The sequence below is a fragment of the Streptomyces sp. NPDC086549 genome (assembly GCF_044746205.1).
Classification (GTDB): domain Bacteria; phylum Actinomycetota; class Actinomycetes; order Streptomycetales; family Streptomycetaceae; genus Streptomyces.
The window spans coordinates 458651-482107 of sequence record NZ_JBIVBS010000005.1 but is presented as its reverse complement, the minus strand read 5'-3'; the positions used below and the strand labels follow the sequence as shown (position 1 = coordinate 482107).

The 23457-nt window shown below is 68.9% G+C and carries 22 protein-coding genes and 3 pseudogenes; 12 read left to right on the top strand and 13 right to left on the bottom strand.

Features of this window, described 5'->3' with window-relative positions:
• Positions 1-5 precede the first annotated feature (5 nt).
• Complete coding sequence (locus tag ACIPSA_RS20095; RefSeq protein ID WP_316754609.1) at positions 6-293, bottom strand: metal-sensitive transcriptional regulator; 288 nt, start codon at positions 291-293, stop codon at positions 6-8.
• A gap of 90 nt (positions 294-383) precedes the next feature.
• Here ACIPSA_RS20095 and ACIPSA_RS20090 point away from each other — a divergent pair, with 90 nt between their 5' ends.
• Both ACIPSA_RS20090 and ACIPSA_RS20085 read left to right on the top strand, forming a co-directional pair.
• Entirely contained in the window at positions 384-989 is a 606-nt protein-coding gene (locus tag ACIPSA_RS20090) for a rhodanese-like domain-containing protein (RefSeq protein ID WP_402636553.1), read from the top strand.
• A gap of 31 nt (positions 990-1020) precedes the next feature.
• The gene (locus ACIPSA_RS20085) at positions 1021-2781 is read left to right on the top strand and encodes an ABC transporter ATP-binding protein (protein ID WP_402636550.1); all 1761 of its coding nucleotides are present in this window, start codon (positions 1021-1023) and stop codon (positions 2779-2781) included.
• Between the two features lie 38 nt (positions 2782-2819).
• Here ACIPSA_RS20085 and ACIPSA_RS20080 read toward each other — a convergent pair whose 3' ends face one another.
• Entirely contained in the window at positions 2820-3113 is a 294-nt protein-coding gene (locus ACIPSA_RS20080; RefSeq protein WP_402636547.1) for a hypothetical protein, read from the bottom strand.
• A gap of 170 nt (positions 3114-3283) precedes the next feature.
• On the opposite strand from ACIPSA_RS20080, the gene ACIPSA_RS20075 reads away from it, so the two are divergent.
• On the top strand, positions 3284-3649 hold the full coding sequence (locus ACIPSA_RS20075; RefSeq protein ID WP_402636544.1) for a nuclear transport factor 2 family protein: 366 nt from the start codon (positions 3284-3286) through the stop codon (positions 3647-3649).
• A gap of 24 nt (positions 3650-3673) precedes the next feature.
• On the opposite strand, the gene ACIPSA_RS20070 is transcribed toward ACIPSA_RS20075, so the two are convergent.
• A complete protein-coding gene (locus ACIPSA_RS20070) occupies positions 3674-4222 on the bottom strand; it encodes a MarR family winged helix-turn-helix transcriptional regulator (RefSeq protein WP_402636541.1) in 549 nt (182 codons plus the stop codon).
• Positions 4223-4282: 60 nt separating this feature from the next.
• Here ACIPSA_RS20070 and ACIPSA_RS20065 point away from each other — a divergent pair, with 60 nt between their 5' ends.
• Positions 4283-5131 carry a hypothetical protein gene (locus tag ACIPSA_RS20065; RefSeq protein WP_402636538.1) on the top strand — a complete coding sequence of 283 codons (849 nt, stop codon included), beginning with the start codon at positions 4283-4285 and terminating at the stop codon, positions 5129-5131.
• 75 nt (positions 5132-5206) lie between these two features.
• Here ACIPSA_RS20065 and ACIPSA_RS20060 read toward each other — a convergent pair whose 3' ends face one another.
• Positions 5207-6184: a CU044_5270 family protein gene (locus tag ACIPSA_RS20060; protein WP_402636535.1), complete on the bottom strand. Its 978-nt coding sequence runs from the start codon at positions 6182-6184 to the stop codon at positions 5207-5209.
• Entirely contained in the window at positions 6177-6725 is a 549-nt protein-coding gene (locus ACIPSA_RS20055; RefSeq protein WP_402636532.1) for an RNA polymerase sigma factor, read from the bottom strand. The genes ACIPSA_RS20060 and ACIPSA_RS20055 overlap by 8 nt, the downstream gene beginning before the upstream one ends.
• 105 nt (positions 6726-6830) lie before the next feature.
• Here ACIPSA_RS20055 and ctaD point away from each other — a divergent pair, with 105 nt between their 5' ends.
• Together ctaD and ACIPSA_RS20045 are read left to right on the top strand one after the other, a co-directional pair.
• Complete coding sequence (gene ctaD, locus ACIPSA_RS20050) at positions 6831-8456, top strand: cytochrome c oxidase subunit I (RefSeq protein ID WP_402636529.1); 1626 nt, start codon at positions 6831-6833, stop codon at positions 8454-8456.
• Positions 8453-8788, top strand: a complete 336-nt coding sequence (locus tag ACIPSA_RS20045) for a hypothetical protein (protein ID WP_402636526.1) — start codon at positions 8453-8455, stop codon at positions 8786-8788. Before ctaD ends, ACIPSA_RS20045 begins: the two co-directional genes overlap by 4 nt.
• Positions 8789-8797: 9 nt before the next feature.
• On the opposite strand, the gene ACIPSA_RS20040 is transcribed toward ACIPSA_RS20045, so the two are convergent.
• Both ACIPSA_RS20040 and ACIPSA_RS20035 read right to left on the bottom strand, forming a co-directional pair.
• Positions 8798-10777 carry an RICIN domain-containing protein gene (locus ACIPSA_RS20040; protein WP_402636523.1) on the bottom strand — a complete coding sequence of 660 codons (1980 nt, stop codon included), beginning with the start codon at positions 10775-10777 and terminating at the stop codon, positions 8798-8800.
• A gap of 211 nt (positions 10778-10988) precedes the next feature.
• Positions 10989-11648 carry a TetR/AcrR family transcriptional regulator gene (locus tag ACIPSA_RS20035; RefSeq protein WP_402636520.1) on the bottom strand — a complete coding sequence of 220 codons (660 nt, stop codon included), beginning with the start codon at positions 11646-11648 and terminating at the stop codon, positions 10989-10991.
• A gap of 184 nt (positions 11649-11832) precedes the next feature.
• On the opposite strand from ACIPSA_RS20035, the gene ACIPSA_RS20030 reads away from it, so the two are divergent.
• Complete coding sequence (locus ACIPSA_RS20030; RefSeq protein WP_402636517.1) at positions 11833-13083, top strand: YncE family protein; 1251 nt, start codon at positions 11833-11835, stop codon at positions 13081-13083.
• Between the two features lie 59 nt (positions 13084-13142).
• Here ACIPSA_RS20030 and ACIPSA_RS20025 read toward each other — a convergent pair whose 3' ends face one another.
• From ACIPSA_RS20025 to ACIPSA_RS20015, 3 genes are all read right to left on the bottom strand, one after another.
• A complete protein-coding gene (locus ACIPSA_RS20025; protein ID WP_402636715.1) occupies positions 13143-15002 on the bottom strand; it encodes an endoglycosylceramidase in 1860 nt (619 codons plus the stop codon).
• Positions 15003-15297: 295 nt separating this feature from the next.
• On the bottom strand, positions 15298-15681 hold the full coding sequence (locus ACIPSA_RS20020; RefSeq protein ID WP_402636514.1) for a hypothetical protein: 384 nt from the start codon (positions 15679-15681) through the stop codon (positions 15298-15300).
• A 192-nt stretch (positions 15682-15873) separates the two neighbouring features.
• On the bottom strand, positions 15874-17514 hold the full coding sequence (locus ACIPSA_RS20015; RefSeq protein WP_402636511.1) for an FG-GAP-like repeat-containing protein: 1641 nt from the start codon (positions 17512-17514) through the stop codon (positions 15874-15876).
• Between the two features lie 1191 nt (positions 17515-18705).
• On the opposite strand from ACIPSA_RS20015, the gene ACIPSA_RS20010 reads away from it, so the two are divergent.
• Entirely contained in the window at positions 18706-19161 is a 456-nt protein-coding gene (locus tag ACIPSA_RS20010; protein WP_402636508.1) for a hypothetical protein, read from the top strand.
• A gap of 330 nt (positions 19162-19491) precedes the next feature.
• On the opposite strand, the pseudogene ACIPSA_RS20005 reads toward ACIPSA_RS20010, so the two are convergent.
• Together ACIPSA_RS20005 and ACIPSA_RS20000 are read right to left on the bottom strand one after the other, a co-directional pair.
• A pseudogene (locus tag ACIPSA_RS20005) lies at positions 19492-19581 on the bottom strand (GNAT family N-acetyltransferase); the annotation flags it as partial.
• A 14-nt stretch (positions 19582-19595) separates the two neighbouring features.
• Positions 19596-20018 (bottom strand): annotated as a pseudogene (locus ACIPSA_RS20000) (helix-turn-helix domain-containing protein); the annotation flags it as partial.
• On the opposite strand from ACIPSA_RS20000, the pseudogene ACIPSA_RS19995 reads away from it, so the two are divergent.
• Positions 20005-20118: pseudogene (locus ACIPSA_RS19995) on the top strand (IS5/IS1182 family transposase); the annotation flags it as partial. The pseudogenes ACIPSA_RS20000 and ACIPSA_RS19995 sit on opposite strands and share 14 nt — an antisense overlap.
• A gap of 98 nt (positions 20119-20216) precedes the next feature.
• On the opposite strand, the gene ACIPSA_RS19990 reads toward ACIPSA_RS19995, so the two are convergent.
• Positions 20217-21125: a serine/threonine-protein kinase gene (locus ACIPSA_RS19990; RefSeq protein ID WP_402636505.1), complete on the bottom strand. Its 909-nt coding sequence runs from the start codon at positions 21123-21125 to the stop codon at positions 20217-20219.
• Positions 21126-21211: 86 nt separating this feature from the next.
• Here ACIPSA_RS19990 and ACIPSA_RS19985 point away from each other — a divergent pair, with 86 nt between their 5' ends.
• From ACIPSA_RS19985 to ACIPSA_RS19975, 3 genes are all read left to right on the top strand, one after another.
• Positions 21212-21757 carry an RNA polymerase sigma factor gene (locus ACIPSA_RS19985; protein ID WP_402636502.1) on the top strand — a complete coding sequence of 182 codons (546 nt, stop codon included), beginning with the start codon at positions 21212-21214 and terminating at the stop codon, positions 21755-21757.
• Entirely contained in the window at positions 21732-22565 is an 834-nt protein-coding gene (locus ACIPSA_RS19980) for a hypothetical protein (RefSeq protein ID WP_402636499.1), read from the top strand. The genes ACIPSA_RS19985 and ACIPSA_RS19980 overlap by 26 nt, the downstream gene beginning before the upstream one ends.
• 137 nt (positions 22566-22702) lie before the next feature.
• The gene (locus ACIPSA_RS19975; RefSeq protein ID WP_402636496.1) at positions 22703-23401 is read left to right on the top strand and encodes a hypothetical protein; all 699 of its coding nucleotides are present in this window, start codon (positions 22703-22705) and stop codon (positions 23399-23401) included.
• Positions 23402-23457: the final 56 nt, after the last annotated feature.

The following is a 23457-nucleotide window of genomic DNA, read 5'->3' as shown; positions in this document are numbered from 1 at the left end:
GAACGCTAGGCAAGTGACAGGAACAGCTTCTCCAGCCGGGCCTTCATCTGCTCCGTCGTCTCACCGTCCGACCGGTTGCCGTCGGCGTCGATCAGGCACTGCTGCAGCCCGGTCGCGATGATCGCGAACCCGGCCCGGTCCAGGGCACGCGAGGCCGCGGCGAGCTGAGTGACCACGTCCTCGCAGTCGCGCCCCTCCTCGATCATCTTGATCACCCCGGAGATCTGCCCCTGCGCCCGGCGCAGCCGGTTCAGCACCGACTTGAGCTCATCACCTTCGAACTGCAGCTCCACAGCCAACTCCTTCACATACCCTCAGGGGTATTTTACCCGCCCCTGGGGTTTCCGGTTCCTCACCCGCTTCCAGGAAGGATCGCACTCACCATGAGCACTCCCCTCACCCTCGACCCCGGCCAGGCCCTCGGTCGCCTGCCCGAGCTGACCGTCATCGACGTACGGACGCCGGGCGAGTACGCCTCCGGGCACCTGCCCGGCGCGCTCAACATCCCCCTGGACCAGCTGCGTCGCGCCCTTCCCGCGGTGCGCGGGGCGCGCGGCGAGCTGCTCCTGGTGTGCGCCTCGGGCGCCCGCGCGGAGAACGCCCAGGACATCCTCGCCGAACACGGTGTGCGGGCCATGACCCTGACCGGCGGCACGAACGGCTGGGCCGGGCGCGGCCACGAGCTGCACCGCCCGGCACCGGGCACACGGGCCTCCTGGTCCATGGAACGCCAGGTACGGCTGACCGCGGGCACCGTCGTCCTGGCGGGCCTGGGTCTCGGACAGCTCCACCCGGCCTGGCTGCTGCTCTCGGCCGGCGTCGCGGGCGGACTGGTCTTCTCCGCGCTCACCAACACCTGCGGCATGGCCGCCCTGCTCGCGAAGCTGCCGCACAACCGCCCGCGCCCGGCCGACCTCGACGCGACACTGGCGCGGCTGGCGGGGCGTGGGGCCGCCACGTCCTCCGCGGAGGCGACCGACGTAGCCTGAGTGCTTCACCCGACTCCGGACAGGGAGCACCGTGAGCGAAGCAGCGACGGACCACGAGAACGAGCCGCCCGCCTGGCGGCTCCTCCTCGGATACGTACGACCCCACAGGTGGGCCCTGTTGGCGGGCGCGCTGCTCTCGCTCGTCACCGGGGCGACCGGGTTGCTGCTGCCGCTGGTGGCGCGCGGGCTGATCGACGACCTGGCGCACGACCGGTCCATCACCGGGCCGTTGCTCGCGATGGCGGGTCTGGTCGTGGCCAACGCGGCGCTGGGGGCGCTGGGTTCGTACGTGCTGCGCCGCACCGCCGAGTCGGTGGTGCTCGGCGCGCGGCGCTCCCTGTCCTCGTATCTGCTGCGGCTGCGGATCGCGGCCGTGGACCGCAGTGAGCCGGGCGACCTGATGGCCCGGATCACCTCGGACACGACCCTGCTGCGCGAGGTCACCACCGACTCGCTGGTCGCCCTGGGCACGGGCGGGCTCACGCTCGTCGCCACGGTCGTGATGATGGCCGTGGTCGATCCCGTGCTCCTCGGGGTCACCCTGGCGGTGATCGCCGGCGCGGGCACGGTGCTCGGCGCGATCGTGCCGCGCATCAACCGGGCGAGCCGGCAGGCACAGGACGCGGTCGGCGCGATGGGCGCCTCGCTGGAGCGGATCCTCGGCGCGCTGCGCACGGTGAAGGCCTCGGGCGCCGAGCACCGCGAGGAGCGGACGCTGCACGCGGCCGCCGAGGAGTCGTGGCGGCAGAGCGTGCGCGCCGCCAAGTGGTCGGCCGCGGCGGGCAACACGGCGGGACTGGCGATGCAGATCGCCTTCATCACCGTCCTCGCCGTCGGCGGGGCGCGGGTGGCTACCGGGGCGATCGGCATCGGGACGCTGGTGGCGTTCCTGCTGTACGTCTTCTACCTGATGGCGCCGATCCAGGACGTCGTGGGCGCGATCACGCAGTACCAGACCGGCGCCGGGGCGCTCGCCCGCATCCAGGAGGCACTGCGGCTGCCCGCCGAACCGGCCTCCGAACCGGCCCCGTTGCCCTCCGCGGGCGCCGAACCCGCCTCCCTCGCCTTCACGGACGTCCGCTTCCGGTACGCGGACGACCTGCCGTACGTCCACCACGGGGTCAGCTTCGCGATACCGGCGCGCGGCATGACGGCGTTCGTGGGCCCGTCGGGCGCGGGCAAGACGACGGTGTTCTCCCTCATCGAACGGTTCTACGACCCCGAATCCGGCGGCATCACGCTCGACGGCCGGAGCCTGGCGGACTGGGAGCTGCCCCGGCCGCGCTCGGCCATCGGGTACGTGGAGCAGGACGCGCCGGTGCTGTCGGGGTCGCTCAGGGACAACCTGCTCCTGGGCAATCCCGAGGCGGACGACGACTCCGTGGCGCGGGTGGTGAAGACGACCCGGCTCGACGACCTGGTCGCCAAGCTGCCGCTGGGCCTGGACACGCTGGTCGGGCACCGCGGGACCAAGCTGTCGGGCGGTGAACGCCAGCGCGTCGCCATCGCCCGCGCCCTGCTGCGCCGCCCCCGGCTGCTGCTCCTGGACGAGGCGACCTCGCAGCTGGACGCGGTGAACGAGGCGGCACTGCGCGACACGGTCGCCGACGTCGCGCGGTCGACCACCGTCCTCGTGGTCGCGCACCGGCTGTCCACGGTGACGATGGCCGACCGGATCGTCGTCATGGACGCGGGCCGGGTGCGCGCGGTGGGCACGCACCGGGAGCTGGTGGCCTCCGACCCGCTGTACGCGGAGCTGGCGGCGACGCAGTTCCTCGCGACCGCGGGCTGACCGCGTCCTTCGGCCGGGGGGGTGCGACGCGGCGCCCGCTACTGGACGGCGGGCAGCAGTCCGGTCACCGGGGCGACCAGGTCGGTGACCTGGTGCAGCTGGTTGAGGTCGTTGACGCGGTTCAGGGAGTTCAACTGCTCGGAGACCCGCGGGAGCTCTCCCTTGTGCTCCGCCGGGATGCCGCTTTCGGCGAGCGAGTCGAGCATGGCGACCGGGTTGAGCTTCCCGGTGTTCTGTGCGCCCGCGTCGGCCGCGTTCGCCATCGGCGCGGCGAGTCCCGTGACGCCCACGGCGAGACCGATGGCGGCGACGATACGTCGTGTTGAGATCATGCTCTGAGCAACGTGCCGGGGCCCGCGCGGACACGGGCACCGGCCCGCGCTCACCCGACAGGCGGACCGCCCCGGCTGCGCTTGCCGAGGCCGCCCGGGCGGAGCAGGCTCGTAGGAGGGGTCCTCACGGCCCGCCCTCTTCGGGCCGCGGGCCCTCGAAGGAGGTCACCATGGGCAGCGCGACAGGCTCCACCTTCGACACCGAGACACTGCGCCGGGGCATAGAAGGAACCACGGGGAACACCCTTCTGGCGCTCTACGCGGACGACGCGGAGATCCGCATCATCGACCGCGACAGCCAGCCCAGCCAGCCCAGGATCCTGCACGGCCGGCCCGCGATAGCCGAGATGCTCGACGACGTCTACAGCCGCGACATGACGCACAAGCTGGAGCAGTGCATCATCCAGGGCGACCACGCCGCCTTCAGCGAGTCCTGCGAGTACGGGGACGGCGTCCGGGTACTCGCCGAGTCGATGATCACGCTGCGCGACGGCAAGATCACCGAACAGATCATGATCCAGGCATGGGACGAGTAACGAGAAGGATCGCGTCGGTCCAGGTCACTTCGCGGCTGACCTGGACCTTCTCGGCCCGGGCAGCGCTGGGGCAGGCGCGTCGGCCGCGGACTCTGCTGCCACGACCAGCTTCCGCAGCAAATCGGCTAGTGTCCGCCGCTCTTCTTCGGTCAGTGCTGCGAGCAGCGCGCCCTCACCCGCGTCCTCCGACACCGCGTGCGCTTCGAACGCGGCATGACCGGCGGCGGTGAGCCGCACCCTCACCCGTCTGCGGTCGCCCGTCTCATGGGTACGGGTGATCAGCCCGGCCTCCTCGGCCGGGGCGAGCCGCGCCGACAGCGCACCACGGGTCAGCCCGAGCAGGTCGGCCAGCTGTGACGGGCTCGCCTCGTACGGCGGTCCCGACCTGCGCAGCACCAACAGCACTTTGAACTGCCCGTACTTCAGCCCGCCGGAGTCCAGCGCGTCCCGGCGCGCCTGTGCGGTGTGCCGGGCCAGGATCGCCAACCGGCCGACGATCGCCTCCTTGACCGGGTCCAGCCAGTCCAGCTCCTTGGCCCAGACGGCCACCATCCGGTCGATCGAGTCCCCCATTCACTGCCTCCCGCAGTAGTTTTCTTGTGGATGATTTTCTCCCTAACTACCTTGCCCGGCATGACACATGCCCCAAGTACCCTCAGCGCGGTCCTGAACCTCGACGAACTCCTGGCAGCGGCAAGGGAGTTGCGGATCGCCGGCCGGTGGGAGCGGGCCTTCCGCCTGCTGGACTCGGCCGCGTCCACTGAGCCCTCGGCCCGCGCGCGGATCGCCCGGGACGCCGCCGAAGTGGCCCTGGAGCGGGACTGGTTCGCCGGTACGGACACCGCGGCGGAGCGCATCACGGAGGCGGAGAAGGAGTTCCCGGACGGCGACTGGGACGTGGACCTCCTCCGGCTGCGGCACACCTACGGCCGGCTGCTGCTCGTCGACGGCACGCTGTCGCTCGGCCCGGCGGGCAAGGATCCGGAGGCCCTCGCCGCGCTGCTCGACCGGGCACGCGAACTCCACGAGACCGCCCCGGACGAGGGACGCCGGGGCTGGGCCTCGATGTACCTCGGTCTGATCACCGACAACCACTTCGCCGACCAGGCCGCCGCCCCCGCCCACTATGCGGCCGCCCTGCGTGCCGGGGAGGCGGGCCCCGACGACCTGCTGGCCCGCGAGGCGCTGCGGCACCTCGGTGGCCACGACCACGACACCGGCAACCACGACCGCGCCCTGGACCGCTGGCGCCGGGCCACCGCGCTGGGTGCCCGCGCGGGCACGGTGCCCGGCACTCTCTCCCAGCAGATGCTGCTCGCGATGCTGGCACGCGACGCGGGTGACGAGGCCGGGGCCCGGGCGCTGGCGACGGAGATCGCCCGCTGGGCGGAGGCGATCGGCGCCGGCCGGCTCCACGCCCAGGCCACCGGCTTCCTGGCCGGGGCTGATCCCACGACGCCGCCGCCGGCGGACGAGTCCTGACCGCCCTGCGTGTGATCAGCGCATTCAGGCGCCGTACTCCATGGATCAGCGCGTCCAGGCGCCGTACTCCGTACATCAGCGCATCCAGGCGCTGTACTCCATGACGTCGCCGGTCTTCACGCCGTACTCGGGCTCGTCCTCGGTGAACGTGGTCTCCAGTCCGAGGACGGCGCCGGTGGCCGGGTCCAGGACGAGCATCCGGCGGCTGCCCTTCGCGTCGTACACGTACGCCTGACCGGTCCTGCCGAGCCGGTCCGTGACCTGTCCGACGGGCCGCAGTCCCCCGACGTCCGCCAGGAGCCGGGCGAGCGCCGCCGACTCACGGGCGCCGAGTGTCCAGTTGTCCAGCAACTCCTCGACGGCGTCGAGGAGTTCGGGCGTCGTGAGCGAGGAGTCGGTGCGGACCGCCTCCTTCAGGTAGGCGCGCAGCCGTGCGGCGTCGTGCGGGGGCCGTGCCACCGGCGGGGCGTCGCTCCAGCTCGGCGGATACGTCTGCCGGCTCAGAACGTGGCCGTCCTCGACCGTGCGCGGCTCGCCGCCCTCGTCGGTGAGGACCGGACGGCCCGGGTGGCGCGGGTCGGTCGCCACGACGAGTTCCGTGTGGCTGTCGTCCGCGTTCCAGCGCACCACGCGTTCCTCGGGGAGGGTGACCGGTGCCGTGTGGTCGCTCATGCTCAGGCTCCAGGACTGCACGTGTGTGCCCTTGCGGAGTTCCGGGTCGCCGTCCGTCGCGGTCACCTCGGCCAGCTCGGCCAGCTGCTTCAGGGGTACGGGAGTGGAGTGGGCCCGCACGGTCAGCGGGCGGGGTGCGGCAACGGCGGGGGCGCTGCCGGGGCCGCTGAGCAGCACGGTCAGGGAGGTCGCGACGACGACGGCAGTGGCCGCGAGGCCCCACATCAGCCGGGAATGCCGGCGGCCGCGACCGGAGTGCGGGTCGTGCAGCAGGCGGTTGAGGTGCCGCTCGGCGTGATGGTCCAGCGGCCCGTCACCGTAGTGGGCACCGTCGGCCGGCACCGGGTTGGCGCTGCGCAGGAGTCCGAGTTCGTCAGCCATGGCGGTGTTCCTTCGCGAGCGTCGCGTCGACGGCGGGGGCGGGGCGCATGCGGTCGATCTCGGCCTTCAGCCGTCGGCGGGCGCGGTGCAGTCGCATCGCGGCCGCCCGGCTGCCGCAGCCGAGGACGACGGCGACCTCGTCGACGCCGAGCTCCTCCCACGCCGTCAGGCGCAGCACTTCCTGGTCCGCCGGGGAGAGCCGGGCGAGCGCGTCGTGCACCCAGGCGCCGGGCCCCTCGGCGTCGGGGCTGTCCACGATCTGCCGCCCGTGCGCGCTCTCGTCGTTGCCCAGCCGGTCCACCAGCCTGCGCCGGCGTCCATAACCGCGTACCGCGTTCGCCAGGCAGTTGCGTGCCACGCCGTACAGCCAGGGCAGCGGTGACGGCGGCAGGTCCGCCCGGCGCCGCCAGGCCACCGTGAACGCCTCCGCCACCACTTCCTCGACCTCACTGGTCCGCCCGTCCAGTCGCCGCGCGACATAGCGGCTGACCGCCCAGTAGTGCTCGCGATAGGCAGCGGCGAAGATCTCGTCGTTGCTCATGTTCCGTTCGTGTCCGGCACCCTCCGGATCGTCACACCCTTTTTCGTGATTCTCGTCGCGTCGTCCGAGTGTGACACGTGGGGCCGACGCGGACACAGGCGGGACGTGAAGAGGATCAAACACGTCAAGGCCGTCCAATGGCTGACGACCACCGACCACAAGACCATCGGAACGCTCTATCTGCTCACGGCGTTCGGGTTCTTCTGCCTCGGTGGCGTGATGGCACTGCTCATGCGTGCCGAGCTGGCCCGTCCGGGCCTGCAGATCATGTCGAACGAGCAGTTCAACCAGGCGTTCACGATGCACGGCACCGTCATGCTGCTGATGTTCGCCACACCGCTGTTCGCCGGCTTCGCGAACTGGATCATGCCGCTCCAGATCGGCGCCCCCGACGTCGCATTCCCGCGGCTGAACATGCTGGCCTACTGGCTCTACCTGTTCGGGTCGCTCATCGCGGTCGGCGGCTTCCTCACCCCGGACGGCGCGGCCGACTTCGGCTGGTTCGCCTACGCTCCCCTGTCGGACGCGGTCCGCTCGCCGGGCATCGGCGCCGACATGTGGATCATGGGTCTGGCCCTCTCCGGCTTCGGCACCATCCTCGGCGCGGTCAACTTCATCACCACGATCATCTGCATGCGTGCCCCGGGCATGACCATGTTCCGCATGCCGATCTTCGTGTGGAACGTGCTGCTGACCGCCGTCCTGGTGCTGCTCGCCTTCCCGGTCCTCGCGGCCGCGCTGTTCGCCCTGGAGGCGGACCGCAAGTTCGGCGCACACGTCTTCGACGCCGCCAACGGCGGAGCCCTGCTGTGGCAACACCTCTTCTGGTTCTTCGGCCACCCGGAGGTGTACATCATCGCGCTGCCGTTCTTCGGCATCATCTCCGAGGTCATCCCGGTCTTCTCCCGCAAGCCGATGTTCGGCTACATGGGTCTGATCGCCGCGACCATCTCGATCGCCGGTCTGTCCGTGACCGTGTGGGCGCACCACATGTACGTCACCGGCGGTGTGCTGCTGCCCTTCTTCTCCTTCATGACCTTCCTGATCGCGGTCCCGACCGGTGTGAAGTTCTTCAACTGGATCGGCACCATGTGGCGGGGAAGCCTGTCCTTCGAGACCCCGATGCTCTGGGTGACGGGCTTCCTCGTCACGTTCGTCTTCGGCGGGCTGACCGGCGTTCTCCTCGCCGAGCCGCCGATCGACTTCCACGTCTCCGACACGTACTTCGTCGTGGCGCACTTCCACTACGTGGTCTTCGGTACGGTCGTCTTCGCGATGTTCTCCGGCTTCCACTTCTGGTGGCCGAAGATGACGGGCAAGATGCTGGACGAGCGCCTCGGCAAGATCACCTTCTGGACGCTGTTCATCGGCTTCCACGGCACGTTCCTGGTCCAGCACTGGCTGGGCACCCAGGGGATGCTGCGCCGTGTACCCGACTACCTGGCGGTCGAGGGTTTCGCGACGCTGAACACGGTCTCGACGATCTTCTCGTTCCTGCTGGGTTCGTCCCTGCTCCCGTTCTTCTACAACGTCTGGAAGACCGCGAAGTACGGCAAGAAGGTCGAGGTCGACGACCCGTGGGGTTACGGCCGTTCGCTGGAGTGGGCGACGTCCTGCCCGCCGCCGCGCCACAACTTCGTCACCCTCCCACGGATCCGCAGTGAATCCCCGGCGTTCGACCTGCACCATCCGCAGGTGCCGTCGGCGGAGCGGGAGTTGACCACGCCATGAGCACCGGGGAGGAGCGGACACTCGTCCAGGAGATCGAGGGTCATCTGCTGCTCGCCGCCGCACGGGAGGAGGGCCGTGCGGCGGCGGCCCGTGCGGCCTCCCGGCTGGGCTGGCTCACCGACAGCCAACGGGACGATTTTGAGCGGCACTTCGAGACGGAGTACCTGGCCCTGGCCCGCGTCTCGTGGCAGCGCACCGCCGAACGCGCCGAGCAACTGCGGCACACGTACGAGGCCAGGTACCGGGCGCTGAGGCAGCGGCTGGTGGCCTGGTGCGTGCTGGGCGGTGCGGTGCTGGCGGCGACGAGCCTGCTGGTGCTCGCCGCCGCCTAGACAGCGGTGTCAGGTACGGGACCACTGCTGGTTGTCGCCGCCGTTGCAGGTCCACAGGACGAGTGAGGCGCCGTTCGCGGTGCCCGCACTGTAGACGTCCAGGCACAGGCCCGCGTTGACGTTGGTGATCGTGCCGTCGGAGTTGACGTTCCACTTCTGGTTGTTCTGGCCGTTGCAGTCCCAGATCACGACCTTGGTGCCATTGGTGGTTCCGAGGTTGTAGGCGTCGAGGCACTTGTCGCCGTACAGCACGAACTCCTTGCGGGAGGTGTACGTCCAGGTCTGGTTGCCGCCGCCGTTGCAGTCCCAGATCTCCGCCTGGGTGCCGTTGGTGATGGTGTTGTTGTAGACGTCGGCGCAGCGCCCGGACTGCTTGCCCACGAGCAGGTTGCCGTTGGTTCCGGAGACCGGGGCGACCGTGACCGCGCCCAGCGTGGGCAGTGAACTACCACTGAATGTGAGGGAGTTGACGGACCCCTTGGACAGGTTGACCTGGACCGAGACCGTGCCCTGACTGGAGCCGGTCGGCGGGAAGGAGACCGTGGTGGAGGTCTGGCCGTTGACCTGGAGGGTGCCGGTCACAGCGGTGGAGCCGGTGTCGGTGTAGGCGATGTCGACGACGTTCAGGCCGGTGCTCGCGGCGCTCACGGCGGTGTACTTGCCGGTGGACGTGGCGCTGTAACTCGTGCTCGCCGCCTCGGTGCCGCCGCTGACCTTGAGCATCACGGAGCCGCCCGCCGGGACACTGGTGGTGTAGCTCGTGGCGTAGGAGCCCAGGTCCTTCTGGGCCCACAGGTCACGGACGGTCGCGGAGGCGCTGGTCAGGCCGAGGTCGGACCAGCGGACGGTGATGTTCTGGGCGGAGGAGGTGCGGTTGAGCAGGACGACGGCACGGTTGCCGGTGCCCGAGAGGACCTTGCCGTAGACCTGGAGACCGGTGGTGTCCTCGGCGACCTTGACGCCCTGGAGGCCGCGCGGGTCCTGGTCGACGGCGACGACGTCGGAGTTCTTGAGGATGGCGGCGGTCTCGCTCGTCATGCTGGTCAGGTCGTTGCCTGCCAGCAGCGGGGCGCCCGAGATCGCCCACAGGGCCATGTGGGTGCGGTTCTGGGCGGCGGTGAAGCCGGACATGCCGACCATCAGCATGTCGGGGTCGTTGTAGTAGCCGGTGTGCTGGGAGGCCGGGTGCTGTGCCTGGTCGAAGTTGGACAGCATGTTCGTCTGCGACGGCGAGTTGCCGTAGTAGATGATGTCGGTGCTGGTCCGCCACATGGGGGCGAGGCCCGGCGCCCAGTTCCAGGGGTTCTGGTAGCCCCAGTTGCAGGCGGAGAGGGTGAGCGGGCGCCCGGTGGTGGCGGCGGCGGAGCTGACGGCGGAGCTGATCGACTTGTACGTCGTCGCCGCGTCGAGGCCTTCGGCGTCACCGCCGCACCAGTCGACCTTCACGAAGTCGAAGCCCCACTTCGAGAACTGGAGCATGTCCTGGGCGTAGTGGCCCTCACTGCCCGTGTTCGCGGCGGCGGGGCGGCCGGTCGGGTAGTAGTAGCCACAGCCGTTCTTACCGGCGTCGGTGTAGATGCCGGCCTTGAGGCCCTTGCTGTGGATGTAGTCGGCGATGGCGCTCATGCCGCCCGGCCACTCACTGGCGTCGACGGTGATGTTGCCGTCGCTGTCGCGGGTGCCCTGCCACCAGCCCTCGTCGATGTTGACGTACTGGTATCCGGCAGCCGGCAGTCCGGCGGCGACGAACGCGTCGACCTGCTGCTTGATGACGCTGTAGTCGATCTTCGAGGCGAAGCTGTTCCAGGAGGCCCAGCCCATCGGGGCGGCCGGAACCGATATCTGACGGGTCGTCGCCGCCTGTGCCGTGCCGGGCTGGGCGAAGAGGAGCGCGGCGGTCGCGGTCAGGGCGAGGACCAGGGCGCGTACGGCGGCGGCTCTGCAGCGGCGTAGGAGACGTGGGCCGGTGCGTCGGGGCGGGGGGTTCATGCGGCTCCTCCACAAAGCGGGTGCTGAGCTTTTCGAGGGATGGTGTTTTCGATATTCCGAACAAGGGTCGGCAATCCGAACGGTTCGCGCGCCGACCGTAGAGCCGCAGGAGGGGGAAGTCAACGGATGTGACGGGAGTGAACTCGACGTGCTGACCGGGCCGTTGGGCCCGCGAACGCCGGACGGGCCCGGCGGACGGAGTACGGAGGACTCATTCCCCCGCCGACCAGCCCCCCGGCCGCAGTATCCCCAGCAACTGCAGGACCAGTTCGTCGACCACCTCGTCCAGGGTCGCCTCCACCCAGCCGGCGCTCCAGTCGTGCAGGAGGCCGTTGACGCTGCCGATGAACGCCGACGCGGCGATGCGGTAGTCGCGGGGCGCCGCCTCTCCGCGCGCGGCGGCCGCCTTGGCCTCCGCGCAGATCAGCTCGACCCAGCGGGCGCGGCGGGCGAGGCGTTGTTCCTCCAGGCGCGGGCTGACGCCGATGATCTCGACGAAGGTGATGCGGATACGGCGCGGGTCGGCGGTGACGTTCGCCGCGTAGGCACGGAACATCGCGGCCGCGCGCTCGGGGAGCGGCAGACCCTCCGCGCCGGTGAGCGCGGCCAGCACGGCCTGCTCGGCCCAGTCGTTGACCTGGAGGTGCAGCGCCGCGAGGACGTCCTCCAGAGTGCGGAACTCCTCGTAGAACTGGCGGGTGGAGAGGCCGGCGGCCTCACTGAGGGACGCGACGGTCGTGGCCCGGAAACCCGGGGTGTCGCCGAAGAGCCGGAGCGCCGCGCCCAGGAACCGGCGCCGGCGTTCCGCCTGCCGCTCCTGAGCGGACTTTCCCGCATAGCGGCCGGTCGGCGCCCTGAGCCTGCCCGCCACGCTTCCCTCCCTTCCCCAACTCGCCCGCCTGCGGCCAATTTTGTCGTGCCCGTGGTCTTGTGGAGAAGGCCACCCCACCTTACTTTTCAGTAAGTTAACTCTGAATGCACGCGTGTTCAGATTCATCGCCCCGTCATGACACGCGCTTCCCCACCCCCACCCCCACCCAGAGGAGAGAGCAGTCATGCCTGCCTTCAGACCCAGGCACCTTTGCTCCGTGGCCGCCGCCCTCGTCCTGACCTTCACCGCTCCCGCGACCGCGGCCACCGCCGCGTCCGACGCCGCCTCCCTGCGCGAGGTGATGTTCGTCGGCAACAACTGGGACGGCACCGCGGACGTCATCAAGTCCACCGGCGACTTCGCGAAGATAGGCCGGATCAACGTCATCCCGGACAAGGACGCCCGGATGGCGGCGATCAACGCCGACCCGATCAAGTGGATCTACTTCATGGCCATCCGCAACGGCGTCGGCGAGGGCCACGACCAGTTCGCGGACGACATGTACTCCACGCCGGACGGCAAGTCGGTGGTGGTCTCCCGGCCGAGCTTCGCCGACGTCGTCTCGATCGACCTGGCGACCGGGAAGATCAACTGGCGTTTCCCGGTGTCCGGTTACCGCTCCGACCACATGGCCGTCTCCCCCGACGGCACCCGGGTCGCGGTCTCCGCCTCCACCGCGAACACCGTGCACGTGCTCGACATCTACACCGGCAAGCAGCTCGGCTCGTTCGCGACGGGTGACAAGCCGCACGAGAACATCTTCACCAAGGACGGCAAGTACATCTGGAACATGGCCATCGGGGACGTCAACACCTCCCTCGACGACCCGGCCTGGGACTGGACGAAGGGCGACCGGCACATCACGGTCGTGGACGCGACGACGTACAAGCAGGTCAGGATCATCGACATGCGGGACCGGCTGGACGCCTTCGGTCTCAAGGACTTCTCCGACGCGGTCCGCCCCGCGGTCTTCTCCCCCGACGAGTCGAAGCTCTACTTCCAGGTGTCGTTCTTCAACGGCTTCCTGGAGTACGACGTCGCCACCGACAAGATCACCCGGATGAAGACCCTGCCGAAGAACCCGGCGACCAGCGAAGACCGCACCACCTGGGTCAACGACTCGCGCCACCACGGGATTTCGATGAACCCGGCGGGCACCAAGCTGTGCGTCGCAGGCACCATGGACGACTACGCCACGGTGGTCGACCGCGCCACCCTCCAGGAGGGCCCGCTGGTCACCGCCTCCAAGCCCTACTGGGCCACGGTCAGCGGCGACGGCAAGGACTGCATCATCTCCGAGAGCGGAGCCGACCAGGTCACCGCCATCGACTTCGCGACCGGACAGAAGGTCACCTCCGTCGCGGTCGGCGACCACCCGCAGCGCGTCCGGCTGGGGCATGTGCAGGAAGACTGGACCAGCCCGTCGTCGAGTTGAGGTGAACGGGAGTGATCCGGCCTCCGGGACGCGCACGCGCCCCGGAGGCCAGTCGTCTGTCAGAAGTGCGCCGCCGACCAGGCCGCCAGCTCGGACCTGGCCGCGCTCAGCAGGTCCGCGGACGGTGACGTCGCCCCGTTGGTCACCAGCGCGTAGTGCAGGACGCCGGAGTCGCTGTCCGTGAGCAGGAGGCGGCGGCTGCCCGTGCCGCCCGGTTCGGGGGCCACGCCGACCGGGGTCGAGGCGGTGTACGACGGGGGCGCGTACGCCGTGCCCAGGTCGGAGACGACCGTGGTGGACGCGGTCGGGAAGGACGCGGGCAGATGCAGTTCGGTGGGTGCCGTACCGCTTCCCGAGCGCCATACCAGGAGGCCGTACTGGCCGGAGCCCACCAGCCGCGACACGTTCGGGAGCGAGCTCGGCACCGGGTTCCATGTCAGGGTGGTCGAGCCGTCCCGGGAGCGGTCCTCGTAGGTGAAGGCCGCGGTGCTGCCGGAGGTCGCGCTCGGGTAGATCCGGTCGAGCAGCCGGGCGTCCTGACGGAGCGTCACCGTACCTGAGTCGTCGAGCTTCACGGCGGAGAGATCCTCGTCGTTCCAGGCGTCGCCGGAGGTGAGCACCTTGTCGGCATTGCCGTTCATCAGCTCGTGGTGGCGTCCGTTGTAGATGTCCCACTGCCACTGGGAACCGGACAGGACCGGGCCGGAGGACGCCGGGGTGGACCACCAGTTCGCCCCGGAGAGGCGGGAGTCGAGGGCCTGGTACATCGCCTTCACCACGGTCGGCGCCTTGTCCGACACCGTCCCGGACAAGGGGTGGCCGAACTCGCTGACCACGGCGGCGGTCCCGGCGGCCGAGGCACGGTCGCGGACGGTGCCGAAGTCGGTCGCGTACTGGCCGTCCTCCGCCTTGCCCCACATCAGGATGCCGGAGATGGCCTTCTGGTCGTAGAAATGGGTGTTGAAGACGTAGCGCGACCCGAGCGTGCCCGCGTCGAGCAGCCCGCCCTCCTGCTTCTGGGAGTCGATGTTGGCGTTCCAGAAGAGGTTCGGCTCGACGAAGGCGGGCTTGGCCTGCCAGCCGGCCGCGTCCATGCGGGCCCGGAACTTCTGGTAGAAGGGCCACAGCAGGTCCCGCTCCCAGATGCGGGACGTCTGGCCCGACTCGTAGGTGCCCGCATACGGCTCGTTGTAGGGGTCGAAGCCGACGACACCCGCAAACTCGGTGTCCGTCAGGTGCTGGGCGAGGTAAGCCATCGTGGACTGCGCCGTGGTCAGGAAGGCGTCCTGGAGGCCGTAGTCGTTGTGCCAGAAGTCGTACTGCGCCTTCGTCACGGCCGAGTTCTGGGTGATGTTCTGGCCCCAGAAGAAGCAGATCCCGCAGGACTCGGACGGGTAACTCCCGAGATCCACGGCCCACTTGGGGGCACCGTCCCCGGTGTACCAGCTGCCCGTGTTGAACAGGTAGCGGGAGTAGAGGTCCTGGTGGAAGTCGGGGTAGACGCGGATGCCGGCGTCGAGGAAGACGCGCATCTGTGCGGTGGCGGCGGCCAGATACGCGGTGTCCACCTGGCCGCGCACGGGCTCGGCGTGGGCCCAGGAGAGCAGGAAGCGGACCGCGTTTCCGCCGCCGAGGGCGCGCAGCGCGGTCGCCGACTTCTGCGCGTCGGCGACCGAGGCGAAGGGCAGGCCGCTGTTCTCCTCCAGCTTGGTCTCGCCGGAGACGTTGTAGCCGCGCAGGACGACCTCACGGCCCTGACCGTCGACGAAGCGGCCGTTCTGCACGGTGAGGGAGGTGCCGTCGAACCAGAGGGAGTCGGCGGGGGCAGCGGTGGCGGGCGAGGTGCCGGCCACCGCCAGGAATCCACAGAGGACAACCAGGACAACGATCAAACGTGCCCGGATATTAGCCATGTCCATTACAGTCAAGCGCTTTCAGGACACCGTCAACCCTTCTGACTCCAGAGTAAGTTCTGGCTCGTTCGCCCCCCTCCCACTCGCGGCCTGAGAGAAGCGCCAGGGCCGGACGACGACTTCTCTCAAGGCTCATCCAGGCGCCACGAGTGCAAGTCCACGGACGCGGAGACGGCGTGCCCCCGTTAATCCAGGGCGAGTTGAGGCTTGCGAGTCGGCCAGGAGGTGGAGACGGGGCCTGGTGGTCGGTTCTGTGGCGGGGGCCGCCGTGTGGTGACGGCAGCCCCCGGTACTGCCGGGGTCAGGTGTTCCTGGTCCTCCGGCGGCGCACGGCGGTGTAGCCGGCGGCGGCGAGGACTATCGCGCCGCCGCCGACGACTGCGGCAACGGTGCCGGTGCGACTGGAGAAACCGGCCGCCTGCTCGCAGTACCGGTCGTTGTCGTCCTTGATCGTAATGGTCAGGTGACCCCGGTTGCCGATCGCTGCGGACTTCTCGTGCTGCCCGGCGATGTCGACCACGTAGCTCCCCGGCCGGATGTCGCAGCTGATGGTGCCGTAGCCTTCCCCGAAGCTGTTCTTCCGCATCTCCATGGTCACGTCCCTGGCGAACGCCGGAGATTTCACGGTGAAGCTGCCGTTGCCGTCCGCGGCAAGGGAGGTCAGGTCGACGTCAGACGTGACCACGACGGGCGCACCCTGCTGAAGGGGGCCGTCTGCGGTGCTGTCGCTATCGCTTTCGCGGATGCTGACGCTCAGGCCCGGACTGTCCGCCGCCGAGGCTGTATGAGAGCCCGCGAGGCCGATGATGGTCGCGGTGAGAGCGATCGCTGCAGTGCGCAGGTACATCGCGCGTACCTCGCCTTCCTGAGAGGTGGGTCAGTCGGCCTTGGGCGGCACGAGCATGTGTTCACGGCCGAGGGCCGTAGAGGTGTCGGTGTAGAGGGTGGTCTCACCATCCGACCAACGCACCAGCAGGTCGTCGGGCTCGCCCTGCGTGTAGGCGCCCGCGGTCATGACGGAGGCGTGGGTCCACAGCTGGTTAGAGGACAGCATCCGGACTTCCGTTCCCACGCCGGAGGGGCCCGCGTCGCGGTAGAGCGAGAGCTCGCCGTCCGACCAGCGCACTATCACGTCCCAGTTGGAGCCGCCGGTGAAGTTGCCGGCGGTGAGGATCGTGGCGTGCTCCCAGGTGTCGTTGGGGTCCTTGAGCTTGTGCTCGTGGAGGAGGCCCCGGCCGTCGACGTCGGTGTAGAGGGAGAGTTCCCCGTCGACCCAGCGGACCATGAGGTCGTCGGTCCACTTGTTGTCGCTGTAGCGTCCGGCCGTGATCTGGGTGGCGTTCCGCCAGGTGTCGTTGGGCTTCTGGAGCTGCGTCTCCTTGGCGAATCCGCCCCTGCCGTCGCCGGTGTAGAGGGTGACTTCGCCGTCCACCCAGACCACGACGAGGTCGGAGGAGTCGCTGCCGGTGAAGTCGCCTCCGGCGATGACCTTGGCGTCCTTCCAGGTGTCGGACTTCGTGATCCTCTTCTCGCCGGAGAAGCCGCCCTTGCCGTCACCGGCGTAGAGGGTGACCTCACCGTCCACCCAGACCACGATCATGTCGGTCTTGCCGTCGCCGTTGTAGTCACCGGAGGCCATCTTCTTGGCGTTGGTCCACAGGCCGCCGCCGGTGGGGTACATGCTGTAGCCGCGCGGGTATTTCTCCGGCTCGGTGTTGTTCTTCGCGGCGGCGTAGATCTCCAGGGCGCGCTCATCGTAGGTGACGGCGAAGGAGATGCGGTCGCTGTCGTTCTCCAGGCCACCGCCGTAGTAGCCGCCGAGGTTGCCGATCACGGTTCCGCTGCCGGTCGTGGTGTTCAGGCCGGTGATCCAGGGGCTTCCGGAGGTGCCTCCGTAGAAGCCGCCGCACTCCATGCGCATCTGCCGGTAGCCGGGCAGCCGCCGGGTTGTGACGCCGGGGCAGATGATCGGCCGGTTCTTCGGGTTGTGGGTTCCCGGGTAGCCGACCACGGTCACGGTCCGGCTGTAGTCGCCATTCACCTGGCCGAGCTTGAGAGCGGCGCCGACAGCCTTCTGCAGGCTGTGGTTGCTGCTGTTGGTGCCTACCCGGGCGAAGGCGTAGTCCAGGTCGGAGTAGGCGTCACGGGTGGGCTTGTCGCCCACCCTGTACCAGCGGGAGTCGCGGACCCACTTCTGCACCGGGAACCGGCCGTAGGGGGCAGGGTTCGCCGCCGCGCCATCGTAGCGGGGCACGAACATGCCCTTGCTGCCGCCCGAGCAGTGTGCGGCGGTCAGGATGACGTTGCCCTGCGGGCTGTCGATGACACTGGCCGAGCAGAAACGCCCCTCCAGCCTGTCGGTGGCGGGGTTGCTTGTGTAGTGGAAGAAGGTGCCAACGGTGGGAACGCCTCCGAAGTAGGAGCCGTCCTTGGCGGCTGCCGCGGCCGACAGGCGTGCGGCGGGCTTCCAGCCGGCGGGCGCCTCGGGGCGGGGAGAGTCCGGTGTGGCCGCGGCCATCCGCTCGGACGTCCAGAACTTCTCGGCCGCCTCGCTCGTCCACGCGTCGTCTTCGACCGCATCGTCATCGTCGGCAGAGGGTGTGGGCGTAGAGGGTGTAGTAGAGGGCACCGAGGGCGTAGAAGGTGTGGGTGTTGCCGACGTGGAGGGTGCCGAGGGGCCCGACGGCGTGGAGGGCGCGGGGCTGGTGGAGGGTGCAATCGGGGAAGGGGTGTCGGCGATGGCGGGCATGGCAGTTGCCAGGACCAGCGCACCGGCTGACATCAGTAGCTTATGTATTCGAGTTATGCGCATGTTTCCTCAACATGTGTGGAGCCCTTGACCTGTTGGTGGTCCCTTACGGGCGGCCCAGTCGGCTCGACACATGCCGGGCTCGACACCGGCAAGCCCGACTGTGGGCGCGGTGGTACCTGGGTCCGAGGCAGCGGCAACCGCTTTGGGCGGTCGCGACGACTACGCCGTTCCAGCCGTTACTTGAGGGAGAGCTTGATTCCCCGGTCATCCGATCCGTTTTGATCGAAGCGCGGCGCGGACGGCAATCGCGCCCGCCGCAGCGGGCACGCGCTGGTACATGGTCATGAGTCCCCCGTTTCGCGAGCCGTGGCCGGACGGGCGAGTTGGTCAGACTCCCCTGTGCTCCAGCCCGGCATGCATGTCTTCGGCAGATCACTGCCGACCTTGATCCAAACATACCTCTTATGTGCGTATCTCACCGAGTGTGACCAGGCCGGCGGACTGTGGCGGACGCAGGTGAACGCCAGCTGCCACGGCAGCAGGTGAGAGGTAGAGCGGCTCAAGTCCGAACGCCCGCCCAAGGTGCCTCGGGACGACAAGGTCATACGCTCACCGAGATGAGCAGCCCGTTGAGGATGACGCTCCGGCACGACCTCTTCGTCCCGAAGCGATATGGGGGGGGCGGCAACCTGGGGATGACCTGGAGGGACGGTCTGTGAGCGTCCGTGGATGTCCGACTGCGTACGTGGTCGTCGTAGCGCAGTCAGCCACTCGGCGTTCGCCGCCTGCACGGCTCTGGAGGCCCTGGGCTCAGGCTTGGGGTTGTCCAGGTCGCGCTGGTTGACAGTGCCCCGAAGACGCACCTCGGCCGTGAACTGGCCAGGGTGTCCGCTGTGCGCGGGGATTGTGCCGACTCGCTATTGGGCACTCAACCCGCACAACCGTACAGTTTGCGGCATGTACTTCCCGGCCGGGTGGCGCTTCTGGTGGCGATACGTCGCGGGACCGGGCGCAGCGATCGTCTTCGTGAGCCTGCTTGTCTCGTTGGGCCCGGCCCTGTCGGCGCGCGACGGCCACGGGCGACCTGGTCGCTGGACAGCGACGAACATCCGCTGCAACAAGAGGGGCTGCGACGAAGTTGGGACCTTTCTGTCTGCGGACGGAAGCGACCGGCGTACTCGGATCAAGATGGCCGGAAGACAGGACCTCGCGACTGGTCAAGCTGTTCCCGCCGTCGACGCGGGTGGCGACGAGGTCTACCCGCCCGGTGGGGGCGGGTTTTGGTGGCACGACCTCATGGGTGTGATCGCTGCCGGGCTGGTCAGCGCCGTCTGGCTGTGGAGCTTTCCCCTCCGGGTGGTGCGGCAGCGTAGTCGTGGCGGTGGGGTGCGGCTGTCGTCACCGACCCAGTGACAGCTGGGACGGCACTGAGCCAGACGTCTGGCGTATGACGGCGATTTCGTCTCACCGGCTCAGTTGCCCACGCTGCCTAAACCCACCACTTGCCCCAGCTGCCCAGCCCAGCCGCCATGGTTCTGCACGCGCACGACGGCCCGCCGCCAGGCCACCACCGAGCCGGTGCCGCGGCGGATGATCTGCAGCGGCCGTCTGCCTGACGGTCGCACAGTTCCAGGGGCAAAGGCCGGCTTCGTTCACGTCCGGGGACAGCGTCTGTCCGTGCCGTTCGGCAGTTGCGGTGTCCGACGGCCTCGGGGATGTTCCCGCACCGACGGCGCTGTGGTGTCACAGTTCCCGGCGCATGCAGGCCCGCGGCCACCGGTCCAGGCCATGTGCCGCTTCACGCTCGCGGATCTTCCGCAGACCAGGAGGAATCCTGCTGCACCATGCGGTACCCGGGTCTTGAGTCCGACGATGGCGAAGTCCGCCTTGTCCACAACGCGGGATCGCATACTGCTGCTCCCTTCGATGGTGAGGCGGAAGGCCATCCGGGACTGGGAGCCGAGCGCGGCGTCGGTACGCCGGGCCTCGCCCGGTCCGATGCCGTGCATGGCACGGAACGCCCGCACGAACGCCTGGCCGGAGCCGTGGTCATAGCGCACCGCGATCTCCAGCGGCGTCTCACGCCCCGCGAGTACTTCGGCGCCCGCGAGGGTCAGCCGACGGCGCCGGATGTGCTCCGACAACGGTATGCCCGCGAGCTCGTCCTCTTGACGATCACCACGCCAGGCAGCGCCTACCATGCCGGACCCGACATCTTGTGCCCGATCAAGTCGGGTGCACGAGGCAGCCCGGAAGGCCGAGCGGACGATCCACCGGCTCAAGACCTTCCGGACCGTGGCAACGAGGTACGGCAAGCGAGCCTACGTCTTCCACGGCACCGTCGCCGTCGCCGCGATCCGGCTCTGCCTCCACTCCGTCAGGGCTGACCGACGCATCACCCTGCCGGACTTCAGTCGCTGCCGTACTGCGGCGGAGTACGCCAACCACCGCGACCGCAGCCGGCCAGCTCAGCGGACCGACCAGGTCAGCACCGTTGTCACCAGGAACAGGGCGACCGCCGCAAGCCAGACCGCAAGGTGTGTCGGCCCCGAAGGCCTGGTCGACGCCCGCTCCTCTCCTCCCTGTGACAGCAGCGCATCCGCGAATGCCTTGGCGGTTTGCGGTCGGTCCTCGGGTTCTACGGACAGCGCGGCACGAAGAAGTGTGTGGACGCCGTTCGCAACCCCCAGCTCTCTGGGGATCGTTGGCAACGATGACGTCGATGCCTGCTCCGCAGTGAGGATCGCGCGACCGCCCGAACCGAACGGCTTGCGTCCGGTCAGCAGTTCGTACGCGACGACACCGAGGGCGTACACATCGGCTCGACCATCGAACCCGCCGGTCTGGAAGGCCTGTTCGGGCGCCATGTACGCGGGAGTGCCCGTGGTCACGGTCAACCCGGATGCGTCAGCCAGTTGTTTCGCGCTGCCGAGGTCCGCGACAAGTACGGCAGTGGGCGTGCGGCCGGCGTCGAGCAGGAGGTTCGACGGCTTGATGTCGCGGTGGACGACGCCTGCGTCATGGAGCACCTGAACGGCGAATCCGGCCTCGGCTGCCAGCTGGAGTGCCTCCGCAGGCACGCAGTGCCCGATCTTCTCAGCCAGCGTGCCGCCTCGGATGTAGTCCATGACGAAGTAGGGTCGGTCGTCCTGGACACCGACGTCGTGAACCCGTACGACACGTGGGCTGGAAATCCTGCGGAGCAGCCTCGCCTCCGCCAGGAATCGTTGTCTTACATCGGCGTTCGACGCCCAGTTGTCGGCCAGCAGCTTGACCGCGACATCCGTGTCGAGCTCGGGATCGTACGCCTTCCAGACGGTGGCGAACGAACCGGCGCCCAGTCTGTCCTCGAGGAGATACCGGCCCAGCTTCTGCATGTGGCAACATTCTGCCCGATGCGATGGGGCGGGGAACTTCGGTGCGCCCAGGGGGAGCAGGTCGGACGTGAACGGGGGGCAGCAGGGTGATCGAAGAGGATGAGCTGACACAGCTCGTGGTGTCTGCCCAGGCAGGTGACCGGGCGTCCTTGGACCGCCTCCTCGTCAGGCTTCGCCCCACGGTCATGCGCCGCTGCTCCAGGTTTCTTCCGCACCATGCCGACGCCGAAGAGGCCGCGCAGGACGCTCTGCTGTCCATCAGCACACATCTGCACGAGTACAGCGGTCGAGGCTCGTTCCTCGGATGGGTGACAGTGATCGCCTCGAACGCCGCCAGGTCCACGTATCGCTCGATGCGCCGGCGCGCGGAGGACAGTCATGCGGTCGTTCCCGAGAGTGCCGACCCACGGACGACAAGCGTCATAGCGGGTACCCGTCTGGACCTGATGGAGTCGCTGGCCGCGCTCGAGGAGCGGCATCCGGCCCTGGTGGAATCCTTTGTGCTTCGCGACCTCGGAGACCTGACCTATATTCAGGTCGCTGAGATCACCAACGCTCCCCTGGGCACGGTCAAGGACCGCATCCATCAGGCTCGTCGCTTCATGCGTGACCGCCTCGGCGCCGGCTTCTGAGGCACCCCAGCTCTCCACTCTCGACCGACATCAGCTTGACCAGGAGCCGGAAGGTGCTGCCGTGCGGGCTCGGACGATCGTCGTCATCCTGGCGGTAGCCGTCGGACTTGGCCTGTTGACCGGCCGGTTCGTCCTGCCCGCTCGCTCTGCTCCGGGTGCCCCGACAGCAATGCCGAGCGCTGCGGCGTCCTCGCCGGGTAGCGGCTCTCCCGCGCCGAAGCCCGCCGACGGACCTATGGCGGACCGGCACTTGTTGGCAGCGGCCGAGTTCACGAAGGCCGGGTTCTCCAAGCGCATCTACGTGCGGGATCGTGTCGGAGACGGCAGGTACGCCAACGCGGCGTGCGCCGGAGAGAAGACCCTCGGCGAGACCTTGGGAGGACCGGACGCACACTTCCGCGGGCTGGTGACGACCAGGGACACCGACGACAGCGATCCCACGCTGGCGGTGAACATCGAGGATCAGGTCGCGCGCGAAGTCGCCGCTGAGGCCGAAAGCCCGGCATTGGCTCAGAACTTCGCCCAGCGGCTGCTGTTGGAGGAAGTGCCGTGCCAGGAGGAGCCGGCCGGCCACTGGGTCTACGGGCCGACCCACACCATTGATGTCGCTCCGGGTATCACCGCGAGCTGGATGGGTTCTTACGACGGTGACCTGAACACCGCGGGGACAGCGCCACGAGGCAAGGAGCCGTGCGGAGGCATCGCCATACTCCGCAACGGCTCCCACTACGGGGTCCTGGAGGTTGATGCCTGCCTGGACACGGCTGCGATGACGCGGATCGTTCGTGCGGCCGTGACACAGCTCTGAGACCACCCCGACCCCGCCGACAGAGGTGAGGTGGATCACACAGATCACAGCAGACCGCTGTCCAACATCTCCCGTGGCTCCGGCATCTCCCAGGTGTACGAAGACGCGAACCGCGTCACCACCAGACAGGAGATGAGATGTTCGACAACCAGGCAGCCGGCAAGAAGTTCTCGCGTCGCGGTCGTACCGCAGGAGTGGCGGCCTTTGTCGGTGCCGCCCTGATCGCGGTCGGCATCGGCGCGCATCCCGCTGCCGCCGGCGCGGACACGAGCTCTGCACGCCGGTCGGCAACCGCGCCTACCGCCACTCCTGCCGAGCCCGGCCTCGGCTCCGCCAACCTGATGCAGAGTGAGGACTTCTTTCAGCAGGGCTTGGCCCCGGCCGGCGCGACTGTGGACATGACCGGGAAGCAAGCTCTCTCGGCATGCTCCGGCGAGGAAACGATGCGAGCGCTGACCAAGGGGAAGGCCGGCGCCTATGCAGACGTGACCTGGACCTTCGACGCCGACGACACCTTGCTGACCGAATCCGTCGCAGACAGTTCCACCGACACGTCGGCGGCCTCGTACGAGAAGCAGCTCAACAGGCTGGTGCGCGGCTGCCAGGTCGAGCCGGCTGGTCACTGGTACTACGGCAAGGGGCAGGCGATCTCCGTCAAGGCCGGCGAGGGTAGTTGGTACCCGGCCTTCAACGGCGACGGCAAGGTTTCTGGTGGCGTCGCGGTAATCCGTAGCGGCCACAGGTTCGGCATTGTCGGACTCTCCGGTCAGCCCAGCGACGACCCCGGCTACATGGAAGGCATCGCTGCCGGTGCCATCAACCGGCTGGCCGGCTGATCTCGCTGAGCCGCGGCGCACTTCCTGCGTTGTCCCGCTGGGCGTGCCAAAGCGGG